The 11,596-nt window shown below is 67.8% G+C and carries 12 protein-coding genes; 7 read left to right on the forward strand and 5 right to left on the reverse strand.

Features of this window, described 5'->3' with window-relative positions; all coding sequences use genetic code 11:
- Positions 1–27: 27 nt before the first annotated feature.
- Positions 28–912, forward strand: a complete 885-nt coding sequence (locus AC06E9_RS12950) for a pseudouridine synthase (protein WP_121042102.1) — start codon at positions 28–30, stop codon at positions 910–912.
- Positions 913–1,080: 168 nt separating this feature from the next.
- On the opposite strand, the gene AC06E9_RS12955 is transcribed toward AC06E9_RS12950, so the two are convergent.
- A complete protein-coding gene (locus tag AC06E9_RS12955) occupies positions 1,081–1,548 on the reverse strand; it encodes a YaiI/YqxD family protein (protein ID WP_282259301.1) in 468 nt (155 codons plus the stop codon).
- 301 nt (positions 1,549–1,849) lie between these two features.
- Here AC06E9_RS12955 and AC06E9_RS12960 point away from each other — a divergent pair, with 301 nt between their 5' ends.
- The 4 genes from AC06E9_RS12960 (at position 1,850) to AC06E9_RS12975 (ending at position 5,095) form a co-directional block, all read left to right on the forward strand.
- A complete protein-coding gene (locus AC06E9_RS12960) occupies positions 1,850–2,059 on the forward strand; it encodes a cold-shock protein (protein WP_017356920.1) in 210 nt (69 codons plus the stop codon).
- A gap of 161 nt (positions 2,060–2,220) precedes the next feature.
- Entirely contained in the window at positions 2,221–2,913 is a 693-nt protein-coding gene (locus tag AC06E9_RS12965) for a glutathione S-transferase family protein (protein WP_121042106.1), read from the forward strand.
- 37 nt (positions 2,914–2,950) lie between these two features.
- The gene (locus AC06E9_RS12970; protein ID WP_478056184.1) at positions 2,951–4,516 is read left to right on the forward strand and encodes a protein adenylyltransferase SelO; all 1,566 of its coding nucleotides are present in this window, start codon (positions 2,951–2,953) and stop codon (positions 4,514–4,516) included.
- A 42-nt stretch (positions 4,517–4,558) separates the two neighbouring features.
- Positions 4,559–5,095 carry an adenine phosphoribosyltransferase gene (locus AC06E9_RS12975; RefSeq protein ID WP_121042110.1) on the forward strand — a complete coding sequence of 179 codons (537 nt, stop codon included), beginning with the start codon at positions 4,559–4,561 and terminating at the stop codon, positions 5,093–5,095.
- Positions 5,096–5,199: 104 nt separating this feature from the next.
- Here AC06E9_RS12975 and dbpA read toward each other — a convergent pair whose 3' ends face one another.
- Both dbpA and AC06E9_RS12985 read right to left on the reverse strand, forming a co-directional pair.
- On the reverse strand, positions 5,200–6,582 hold the full coding sequence (gene dbpA / locus AC06E9_RS12980) for an ATP-dependent RNA helicase DbpA (RefSeq protein ID WP_259260417.1): 1,383 nt from the start codon (positions 6,580–6,582) through the stop codon (positions 5,200–5,202).
- Positions 6,583–6,615: 33 nt separating this feature from the next.
- Positions 6,616–7,692 (reverse strand): YeiH family protein, encoded by a 1,077-nt coding sequence (locus tag AC06E9_RS12985; protein ID WP_478056185.1) that lies wholly within the window; start codon positions 7,690–7,692, stop codon positions 6,616–6,618.
- Between the two features lie 104 nt (positions 7,693–7,796).
- On the opposite strand from AC06E9_RS12985, the gene AC06E9_RS12990 reads away from it, so the two are divergent.
- Positions 7,797–8,693, forward strand: coding sequence for a LysR family transcriptional regulator (locus AC06E9_RS12990; protein ID WP_478056186.1), 897 nt, complete (start codon positions 7,797–7,799; stop codon positions 8,691–8,693).
- A gap of 35 nt (positions 8,694–8,728) precedes the next feature.
- Positions 8,729–10,612: an ATP-binding cassette domain-containing protein gene (locus tag AC06E9_RS12995; RefSeq protein ID WP_282259283.1), complete on the forward strand. Its 1,884-nt coding sequence runs from the start codon at positions 8,729–8,731 to the stop codon at positions 10,610–10,612.
- 45 nt (positions 10,613–10,657) lie between these two features.
- Here the strand turns inward: AC06E9_RS12995 and AC06E9_RS13000 are convergent, their stop codons facing one another.
- Both AC06E9_RS13000 and AC06E9_RS13005 read right to left on the reverse strand, forming a co-directional pair.
- Complete coding sequence (locus tag AC06E9_RS13000; RefSeq protein ID WP_019183110.1) at positions 10,658–11,119, reverse strand: c-type cytochrome; 462 nt, start codon at positions 11,117–11,119, stop codon at positions 10,658–10,660.
- An 8-nt stretch (positions 11,120–11,127) separates the two neighbouring features.
- Positions 11,128–11,520, reverse strand: a complete 393-nt coding sequence (locus AC06E9_RS13005; RefSeq protein WP_152151641.1) for a c-type cytochrome — start codon at positions 11,518–11,520, stop codon at positions 11,128–11,130.
- Between the last annotated feature and the right edge of the window lie 76 nt (positions 11,521–11,596).

Genomic DNA, 11,596 nt, shown 5'->3' on the forward strand with positions numbered 1-11,596 from the left:
CAAAGAGCGCCATGATAATGGTTCGCCATGAGCCCGTCCGATCCGATCCTCGTTGCCCCCGCACCCAGCCGCCTGCAGTTGCCCCCCGGCGACTGGCCGAGCCTGCTGGACGGGCTGTGCGCGCGCTTTCCGCGCATCGACCGCGCGCAGTGGGCAGACCGCTTCGCCCGGGGGCGGGTGCAGGACGCGCAGGGCAGGGCGCTCGCGCCGGATCAGGCCTGGCAGGTGGGGCTGGAGATCGTGTATTTCCGCGAGGTGGCTGATGAGCCGGCGATTCCTTTCGCCGAGGCCGTCGTCCACCAGGACGCGCACCTGCTGGTGGCCGACAAGCCGCACTTCCTTCCGGTCACCCCTGCCGGCGGCTACGTGCGCGAGACGCTGCTGGCCCGGCTGGTGGCGCGCACCGGCAACCGGGATCTGGTGCCGCTGCACCGCCTGGACCGCCTGACCGCCGGGCTGGTGCTGTTCTCCACCCGGCCAGACAGCCGCGATGCCTACCAGCGCCTGTTCCGCGAGCGGCGCATCGAGAAGGTGTACGAAGCGCTGGCGCCGGGACTGCCCGAACTGCCGTTCCCATTGGAGCGGCAGACCCGCTTGGTCCCGGGAGAGCCGTTCTTCCGCATGGCCGAGGAGCCCGGCGAGCCCAATGCGCGGACCCGCATCGAGGTGATCGACGGCACCGGACCGGTCTGGCGCTACCGACTGCACCCGGTGACCGGCCGCAAGCACCAGCTGCGCGTGCACATGGCCGCGCTGGGCGCCCCGATCTTGGGGGACGACCTGTACCCGGAGCTGCACGCGGATGCGCCGGCGGACGCGCCGCTGCAGCTGCTGGCCAAGGAATTGGCGTTCGATGACCCGTTGACCGGGGAGCGGCGCACGTTCGCCAGCGGGTTGTCGCTTCACCTGTAGGGCCGGCCGCTGGCCGGCTGCCGGGATCTGTGGTGGTCACCAGATGCGACGGAGGAGCCGGCCAGCGGCCGGCTCTACCAACACCGGCCCCTCAGCCATGCCGGACCCTTTCCACACCGAACCCTCAGCTGGCCAGCGGTTCATCAGGGTGCTGACGGTTCATCAGCCTTAACGTTTGGCCAGCCAACGGTCCAGTTGCGCGGCAAAGGCCTGCTTGTCGCGCGCATGCAGCGGCGGAGGGCCCCCTGTCTGAACGCCCGAGCCGCGCAGTTCCTCCATGAAATTGCGCATCGAGAGCCGCTCGGCCATGTTGTTGGGGGTGTACAGGTCGCCGCGCGGGTTCAATGCGACGGCCTTTTTGTCCAACACCAGGGCCGCCAGCGGGATGTCCTGCGTGACGACCAGATCGCCCGGCTGGACCCGTTCCACGATCACGCTGTCGGCCACATCCAGGCCCGGCGGAACCTGGATGGAGCGGATGAAACGGGACGGAGGGGTCCGCAGCCAGTGGTTGGCGACCAGGGTCATCTCGATCCCGGCACGCTCTGCGGCCCGGAACAGGATCTCCTTGATGACGGCCGGACAAGCGTCGGCGTCCACCCAGATGTGAACTTTAGGGGTCGGGGCATCAGTCATTTGGCTGATCTTAAGGTAGGAAAAATCTGAATAGGGGGTGCGATTTCGTGTAGGATCGCCCGACCCCTTGTCCTGTCAGGCGGGAGGGGGAGGATGGCTGAATCAACCAGCTATCGCTTTTTCGGTAAAACACGAGTATCGTCACCCACACTGTGTTTGCTAGGGTCACCGTGAATCGTGGCCTGGTGCAGTTGATCTCACGATCTGCTCATCGATCCGCTTTACCAACGCCTGCAACTCAGTCTCGGCTCCGATACGCGGCGGCCGCGATTATTTCAACTATTGTTTCAGGAGTTAGTACATGTCTGATCGTCAGCAGGGCACCGTGAAGTGGTTCAACGACGCCAAGGGCTTCGGCTTCATCACCCCGGAAAGCGGCCCGGACCTCTTCGTGCATTTCCGCGCGATCCAGGGCACCGGCTTCAAGTCGCTGCAGGAAGGCCAGAAGGTGACTTTCGTCGCCGTGCAGGGCCAGAAGGGTATGCAGGCTGACCAGGTGCAGGCGGTCTAATCGACCCCCCGCAACCGTAAGGTCGCCTAAAACGCCGGAAGCGAAAGCTTCCGGCGTTTTTTATTGGGCGGCATTCGGCCATCGTCGACGCAGATCCCGTTGAAGACGTCATCGTTCCCGTCGCCCGGTTACGATGCCGCTTTGACCCTGCGGAACCCTCGATGATCAAGGTGCACCATCTGGACCATTCGCGCTCGCTGCGCGTGCTGTGGATGCTCGAAGAGCTGGGCCTGCCGTACCAGGTCGTCAACTACCAGCGCGATCCCAAGACCTGGCTCGCGCCGCAGGCGCTGCGCGACGTGCACCCGCTGGGGAAGTCGCCGGTGCTGCAGGACGACGCGCTGGTGCTGGCCGAATCCGGCGCGATCCTGGAATACCTCGCCGACCGCTACGACAGCGGCCGCCAGCTCTCCCCCGAGCCGATGCCGGCCCAGGCCCCCGAACGCGTGCGTTACCGCTACTGGATGCACTACGCCGAAGGCTCGGCGATGCCGCCGCTGGTGATGACGCTGGTGTTTTCGCGGCTGCGCAATGCGCCGATGCCGTTCTTCGCCAAGCCGATCGCGCGCTCCATCGCCGACAAGGCGCTCAACGGCTTCGTGCGTCCGCAGGTGAAGCTGCACATGGACTGGATGGAACGCGAGCTCGGCCAGTCGCCGTGGTTCGCCGGTGAGCGCTTCACCGCCGCCGATATCCAGATGAGCTTCCCGATCCAGGCCGCCGCCGCGCGCGGTGGCGACATGGCCGCCTACCCACGGCTGCAGGCATACCTGGCCCGGATCGAGCAGCGCCCGGCCTACCAACGTGCGGTGGAGCGCGGCGGTCCGTTGAACCTCGGCGGCGGTTCGCGCTGAACTTGCGGGGCAGCCGGTCTGCCCCCATTTCATACCGATGAGCACCCAGCCCCTGCGTTTCGACAACCGTTTCATCCGTGACCTGCCCGGCGACCCGGAAACCGGCCCGCGCGTGCGCGAGGTGCGCGAGGCTGTGTGGTCGTCGGTCATGCCGACGCCGGTCGCCGCGCCACAGCTGCTGGCGTACTCGCCGGAGGTGGCCACGCTGCTGGGCATGGGCGAGGAACTGATCGAGAGCGAGGATTTCGCACGGGTGTTCGGCGGCAATGCGCTGTATGCCGGGATGGCACCGTGGGCGGCCAACTATGGTGGCCATCAGTTCGGCCATTGGGCGGGGCAGCTCGGCGATGGCCGTGCGATCTCGCTGGGCGAGCTGCTCACCCCGGACGGTGCGCACTGGGAGCTGCAGTTGAAGGGCGCCGGGCGCACACCGTACTCGCGGGGCGCCGACGGGCGTGCGGTGCTGCGCTCGTCCATCCGCGAGTTCCTGTGCAGTGAAGCGATGCATCACCTCGGCGTGCCGACCACGCGCGCGCTGAGTCTGGTCGGCACCGGCGATGCCGTCGTGCGCGACATGTTCTACGACGGTCACCCTGAAGCCGAACCCGGCGCGATCGTGTGTCGCGTCGCGCCGTCGTTCATCCGCTTCGGCAGCTTCGAACTGCCGGCCTCGCGCGGCGACACGACGTTGCTGCGGCAGTTGGCCGATGTCTGCATTGCGCGCGATTTTCCTGCGCTGGCAGAGGCGGGCGAGGCGCGCCATGCGCGCTGGTTTGCCGACATCTGCGAGCGCACCGCGGTGCTTGTCGCGCATTGGATGCGCGTGGGTTTCGTGCACGGCGTGATGAACACCGACAACCTCTCCATCCTCGGGCTCACCATCGATTACGGCCCGTATGGCTGGGTCGAGGATTACGATCCCGAGTGGACCCCCAACACCACCGACGCGCAGGGCCGACGCTATCGTTTCGGCACGCAGCCGCAGGTGGCGTACTGGAATCTCACCCGGCTGGCGCAGGCGTTGGCACCGCTGTTCGAGGATGTCACCCCGCTGCATGACGGGCTGGCGCGTTTCCAGCAGGTGCATGCGGACTGCGAGCGCGCCGACATCGCCGCGAAGCTGGGCCTGGATAGCTGCCGCGATGAGGATGTGGCGTTGATGGCCGCCTGGCTGGAGATCCTGCACGAGGGCGAGATGGACATGACCCTGGCCTTCCGTGGGCTGATGGCGCTCGATCCTGCATCGCCTTCCGTGGTGGTGCTGGAGGAGGCGTTCTACAGCCCGGCCCGTCGCGACGCGGTGCTGCCGTCGCTGCAGGCATGGCTGCAGCAGTACGCGGCGCGCCTGCGCGGCGATGGCCTGAGTGCACAGGCGCGTCAGCAGCAGATGGGCCGCGCCAACCCGCGCTACGTGCTGCGCAACTGGCTGGCCCAGGAGGCGATCGAGCAGGCGGAGCAGGGCGACCTCAGCGGCGTGCATACGCTGCTGGAGGTGCTGCGGCGGCCGTATGAAACGCAGCCGGGGCGCGAACACTTCGCGGCCAAGCGGCCCGAGTGGGCGCGCGTGAAGGCCGGCTGCTCGATGCTGTCCTGCAGCTCGTAAGCGCCTCGGTTACCCTATGCCACCCCGTTCGTTCCCAGACCCATGACCGAGTCTTCCGCCACGCCCGCCTGGGCCGGCCGCCTGCGCGACATCGCCGATTTCCCCAAGCCGGGCATCCTGTTCAAGGACATCATGCCGCTGCTCGCCGACGGCCCGGATTTCGCGGCCGCCATCGATGCGATGGTTGCGCCCTGGCGCGATGCCAACCTGCAGGCAGTGATGGGGATCGAGTCGCGCGGCTTCATCCTCGGCGCGGCCATGGCGCGGGTGCTGGGCGTGGGCTTCGTGCCGGTGCGCAAGCCGGGCAAGCTGCCGGGCAAGGTGCTGCGCCAGGATTACACCCTGGAATACCGCACCGACAGCATCGAAGTGCACGCCGATGCCTTGCCGGCCGGCGCACGCGTGCTGGTGATCGATGATGTGCTCGCCACGGGCGGTACCCTGCTGGCGGCGTTGTCGCTGGCCCGCCAGCTGCAGGTCGAGGTGGTCGGTGCGGCCGTGCTGGTGGAACTGGCCGGCCTCGGTGGCCGCGACCGCTGGACGAGTGACGTCCCGCTGCTGGCCAACCTGGTCTATTGATCCGGGAAGCCGCGCGGGCGTGACGGCACCGGTAGTGCCGGCCGCTGGCCGGCACCTCGAACGCCTCGAGGAACGTGCAGCCGACCAACGGTCGGCTCTACCGCTCAGACATCCATCTTGCGGACGCGGAACCGGCGGCCCTTGATCTTGCCGGCCTCCAGCTGGGCGATCGCCCGGCCGGCATGTTCGCGCGCAATGGCCACGTACGAGCGCGTGGCGTAGATGTCGATCTTGCCGATGTACTTGGCCGCGAGCCCGGCATCGCCGGTCAGTGCGCCGAGGATGTCGCCCGGGCGCAGCTTGTCGGTCTTGCCGCCATCGATGCGCAGCGTGGTCATCGCGGCCTGCGGCAGCACTGGCGGGCGTGCGGTGGCCAGCGGCGTCTTCTGCCAGTCCAGCGGCTTGCCCTGTGCCATTTCCAGCGCATCGGCGCGGTTGCGTTCGCGGTGCGTCACCAGGCTGATCGCCAGGCCCGTTGCACCGGCGCGGCCGGTGCGGCCAACGCGATGCTCATAGGTTTCGATATCGGTCGGCAGCTCGTAATTGATCACCGCGGCCAGATCCTGCACATCCAGGCCACGCGCGGCGACGTCGCTGGCAACCAGCACGTTGCAGCTGCGGTTGGCGAAGCGCACCAGCACTTCGTCGCGGTCGCGCTGTTCCATCTCGCCGTGCAGCGGCAGCGCAGAGAACCCGAACTGCTGCAGCGAAATGGCGACATCGTCGACATCGCGGCGGGTGTTGCAGAACACCACGGCCGATTCCGGCGTGTACTTGAGCAGCAGGCCGGCCAGCGCCTTCTGCTTCAGTGCCAGCTCGGTCTCGCAGAACAGGTGGCGGATCGCCGGCGCGTGATCGGCGCCTTCCACGGTCACTTCCACCGGGTCGCGCAGCAGCACGCGGGCGATCTCGCGGATCTCATCCGGGAAGGTCGCCGAGAACAGCAGCGTCTGGCGGTCCTTGCTGGTGCGCCCGGCGATCTCGCGGATCGGCTCTTCAAAGCCCATGTCGAGCATGCGGTCGGCTTCATCCAGCACCAGCGTGGTCACGCCGCCCAGATGCAGCACGCGCTTGCGGCCCAGTTCCTGGATGCGCCCGGGAGTGCCGACCACGACCTGCGGGTCGTGTGCTTCCAGCGAGGCCAGCTGCGGGCCCAGCGGCATGCCGCCGGTCAGCACCAGCAGCTTCAGATTGGGAATGCCGGTGGCCAGCTTGCGGATCTGCTTGCCGACCTGGTCGGCCAGCTCACGGGTCGGGCACAGCACCAGCGCCTGGGCGCGGGTCACCGATGGGTCCAGCGCCTGCAGCAGGCCCAGGCCGAAGGCGGCGGTCTTGCCGCTGCCGGTCGGGGCCTGTGCGATGACATCGCGGCGCTCAAGGATGGCCGGCAGGCTCTGGGCCTGCACGGGGGTGAGCGAGGTATAGCCCATGGCATCGATGCCGGGCAGCAGCGCTGGTTTCAGCGGCAGGGAGGAGAATTCAGACATGCGGTAGTGTCGCAGAAGTCCGCCCGGCGTGCCTCAGCCCAGCAGCGCGTGGACGCCCAGGTTGATCCCCAGTCCGCCCGCCAGCAGCCAACCGAACAGCAGCAGCGCCAGCAGCAGCGGCTTCATCCCGGCATTGCGCAGCGCCGAGGCATGCGTGGTCAGACCGAGCGCGGCCATCGCCATCGCCAGCAACACGGTGTCCAGTTCGATCGCCGCGCTGACGATGGCCGCCGGCAGCACCTGCAGCGAATTGAACCCGGCCACCGCGACGAAGCCGAACGCGAACCAGGGCACCACGATGCTGGCGCGCTGGCCCGGCGCCCCCGGCGCACCACCGCGTGCCAACAGCATCGACAGCCCGATCAGGAACGGTGCCAGCATCATCACCCGCACCATCTTGGCGATCACGGCGGTGTCGGCCGCAGCTGTGCTCACGGCGCGGCCGGCGGCGACCACCTGCGCAACTTCGTGCACGGTCGAGCCGGTGAACACGCCGTAGGCCTGCGCGGTCATCGGGATCCACCCGTGCGCGAGGTTGAGCTGGTACAGCAGCGGGTACAGGAACATCGCGAGCGTGCCGAACACCACCACGGTGGACACGGCCACGGTCACCTGTTCGGCGCGCCCGCGCACCACCGGCTCGGCCGCCATCACCGCCGCCGCCCCGCAGATCGAGCTGCCGGCGCCGATCAGCAGGGCACTTTCCTTCTCGAGCCCGAACCAGCGCGTGCCGGCCCACCAGGCCAGCGCGAACGTGCTGGTCAGCACCAGCGCATCGATCAGCACCCCGCTGATACCGACCTGGCCGATATCCTGGAAGGTCAGGCGCAGGCCGTACAGCACGATGCCTGCCCGCAGCAGCCAATGCTTGGAAAAGCCGACCCCGGCGCCGGCATGGGCCGCCAGCCGCGGGTAGGCAGTGTTGCCCACGGCGATGCCGAGCACGATGGCCAGGGTCAGCGCGCTGATGCCGTGCGCCTGCAGCCACGGCAGCGGCGCCAGGCCCATGGCCGCAGCCGCAACGGCGCCGGTCAGCAGCAGCCCGGGCAGGCGGCTGCGCCAGCGTTGCGCGGTGGTGGGTGAAGGCAGGGCGGCGGCAGAGGTGTTCACAAGGGTCTCCAGTCAAAGCACCGGCATAGCCTGCGCGTTGCTGATGAACCTGTAAAACGCATTGTTCCTGTAATTTCGACCTGTTTAGTGCGTTAATTGGCGTCATGCACCTCACCCTCCGTCAATGGCAGGTTTTCGTCTCCATTGCCGACGCCGGCACCACGGCTGCGGCGGGCGCGCAGCTGGCGTTATCGCAGTCGGCCACCAGCGCCGCGCTCAATGAACTGGAGAGCCAGCTGGCCAGCCCACTGTTCGACCGGATCGGGCGCCGGCTGGTGCTCAACCCGCAGGGACGGGCGCTGCTGGATCCGGCCCGCGCGCTGCTGGTCGCCGCCGCCGATCTGGAGCGGCTGGCCGGCGCAGGGCAGTCCAATGCCGGCGTCTTGCCTCTGCTGCTGCGGCTCGGGGCCAGCACCACGATCGGCAACTACCTGCTGCCACCCCGCGTCGCCGCGCTGCTGGCCGATAACCCGCAGGCGCAGGTGGACCTGCGGATCGGCAACAGCGCAGATGTGGTCGCGGCCGTACAGCGCCTTGAGGTCGATCTGGGCCTGATTGAAGGCCCGTGCCATGAAAGCGGCCTGCAGGTGCTGCCGTGGCAGCGCGATGATCTGGTCATCGTGGCCGCGCCGGGCACGACGCCCACCTGCATGGATGTCGCGGCGCTGGCGCAGGCCCGCTGGCTGCTGCGCGAGCCGGGTTCGGGCACCCGCGAGGCGGTCGAGCAGGCGCTGCTGCCGCACCTGCACCACTTTGCCCGCGCCATGCAGCTGGGCAGCACCGAGGCGATCAAGCAGGCCGCTGCGGCCGGGCTTGGCCTGGCGTGCCTGTCGCGGCATGCGGTGGCCGATCTGCTCGCGCTGGGCAGCTTGAGCGTCGTGGAAACGCCGGTGCCGCCGATGTCGCGCCAGCTGTGGGTGGTACGCCATCCGGGCAAGCGGGTGCCCGCGGCGCTGCGGGCGCTGCTGGGGCTGCCCGCGGAGGCGTTCGGTCAGCAGTAAGCGACGCGGTTGCCGCCAGACCGTACAATGGTCGGATGCCTCTGATTACTCTGCAAAACGTCGACTTCAGCGTCGGCGGCCCCCTGTTGCTGGAAAAAGCCGAATTGTCGATCGAGCCGGGCGAGCGTATCGCCCTGATCGGGCGCAACGGCGCCGGCAAATCGACCCTGCTCAAACTGCTGTCCGGCGATCACAAGCCTGATGACGGCGAAGTCCGCGTGCAGCAGGGGGTGCGCATCACCCGCCTGGAACAGGAGGTTCCGCACGGTGCCGCCGGCAGCGTGTTCGACGTGGTCGCCGATGGTCTGGGCGAACTGGGCCAGTGGCTGGCCGAGTTCCACCACCTGAGCATGGCCGACGATTTCGACGGCGATGCGCTCTCGGCCGTGCAGGCCAAGATCGATGCCGCCAACGGCTGGGGCCTGGATCAGCGCGTCAGCGAGACCCTGACCAAGCTCGACCTGGACGGCGATGCCGAATTCGCGCGCCTGTCCGGCGGCATGAAGCGCCGTGTGCTGCTCGGCCGCGCGCTGGTGTCCTCGCCGGATCTGCTGCTGCTCGACGAACCGACCAACCACCTGGACATCGAAGCCATCGACTGGCTCGAAATGTTCCTCAAGAACTGGAACGGCAGCGTGGTGTTCGTCACCCATGACCGTCGCTTCCTGCGTGCACTGGCCACCCGCATCGTCGAGATCGACCGCGGCCAGGTCACCAGCTGGCCGGGCGACTGGGCCAACTACGAACGTCGCCGCGAAGAGCGCATGAACGCGCAGGCGCAGGAAAACGCGCGCTTCGACAAACTGCTCGCGCAGGAAGAAATCTGGATCCGCCAGGGCATCAAGGCCCGCCGCACCCGCGACGAAGGCCGTGTGCGCCGCCTCAAGGCGATGCGCAACGATCGCTCGCAGCGCCGCGAACTCGGCGGCAACGTGCGCATGGAAGCGGCGCAGGCGGAGAACTCCGGCAAGAAGGTCATCGACGTCAAGGACATCTCGTTCGCCTTCGGCGAGCGCGTGATGGTCAAGGATTTCAGTACCGTCATCCTTCGCGGCGACCGCATCGGCCTGATCGGGCCGAACGGCAGCGGCAAGACCACGCTGCTCAAGCTGCTGCTGGGCGACCTGCAGCCGCAGAGCGGCGAAGTGCGCGCCGGTACCAACCTGCAGATCGCGTATTTCGACCAGTACCGTGCGGTCCTGCGCGAAGACTGGACCGCGATCGAGAACGTGGCCGAGGGCCGCGATTTCATCGAGTTCAACGGCAAGCGCAAGCACGTTCATGCCTACCTGCAGGACTTCCTGTTCTCGCCCGAGCGCGCCCGCGCGCCGATCACCCGGTTGTCCGGTGGTGAGCGCAACCGCCTGCTGCTGGCCAAGCTGTTCGCGCAGCCGTCCAACCTGCTGGTGATGGATGAACCGACCAACGATCTGGACGTGGAAACCCTCGAGCTGCTCGAAGAGCTGCTGAGCGACTACACCGGCACGTTGCTGCTGGTCAGCCATGACCGTGACTTCCTGGACAACGTGGTGACCTCCACGATGGTGATGGAGGGCGACGGCGTGGTCGGCGAGTACGTTGGCGGCTATACCGATTGGCAGCGCCACGCCGCACGCGTGGCCGCCGCGGCTGCGTCCGCACCCGTGGTAGCGGCCAAGCCGGTTGCTGCGGCTGCTGCCGCTGCCGCGCCGGCCGAGCCCAAGCGCAAGCTGAGCTACAAGGACGCGCGCGAACTGGAACAGCTGCCGCTGAAGATCGAAACGCTGGAGAAGGACGTCGAAGGCCTCACCGCCGCGATGAACGACCCGGCGTTCTATCAGCGCAGCGCGCCCGACATGGCCGCGCACAATGCGAAGCTCGCCAAGGTGCAGGCCGAGCTGGATGCCGCGTACGCGCGCTGGGAAGAACTGGACGCCTGATCCAGCGATCGATGTAGAGCCGACCGTTGGTCGGCTCCACCGGCGTCACTTCAAGCCGTGCAGATCCCGCAGCTGGGTCGGTCGTGAGCCGAAATATGCAGCCAGATCGGCGATGTCCTGATCGCTCAGGTCGGTCGCCTGCGGGGTCATCAGCGCGTGCTGGCGATCCCCCGCGCGGTAGGCCTGCAGGCTGTGCGCCAGGTAATCCCCGTACTGCCCACCCAGTTTCGGGTAGGTCGGGTCGATCGGCTTGTTGCCGTCCGCCCCGTGGCAGTCGATGCAGCTCTGGCCGGTGGCTTTGCCCTTGACCTGGGCACGCGCCTCACCGGCGGCGATGCGGCCGGCCGGCAGGCCGGCGGAGGAGCCGGACCCGTGTTCACCACTGGCGTGGCCCGGATCGGCGGCGGAATCTGCGCTGTTCTCCACCTGTGACTGCGAACACGCAGTCATCAGCAGGGCAACGGACAGGGCGATGGCATAACGCTGGAGTGGCGTGGCTTTCGACATGAGCGCGCTTATTTGACGGTGGACAGGTAAACAGCGAGATCGGCGATCTCCTGTTCGCTGAAACTCATCGACTGCGCCTGCATCGTGGGATGCTTGCGCTTGCCGTGGCGGTACTCGGTCAGCGCTTGGCTGAGGTACTCACGGGTCTGCCCGCCGATCTTGGGCACTTTGTAGCTGGGGTAGGCGTTCTTGTACCCGGTGATGCCGTGGCACCCCTGGCACGTATAGGCCAGGACCCGGCCATTGTCGAACCGGCCGGTGACGGCGGCAGGCGCCGGCGCGGTGGCGGCCGGAGCGGGGGTGGAAGGTACAGCAGGAGCGGGTGTTGCGGCCTGTGCGGCGGCCCCGAGGGGCAGGAGGACGGCCAGAACGAGACAAGCGGCGAGCGGCTGCGGGCGCATGATGTCCTTTTCCGATAAACGGGTCTGGTCGTTCCGGCGTGGGGTACGGAACTGGGCCGAGTATAGCCTGCCATTT

It is taken from the genome of Stenotrophomonas sp. Steno-Z10-BAI, assembly GCF_056393115.1.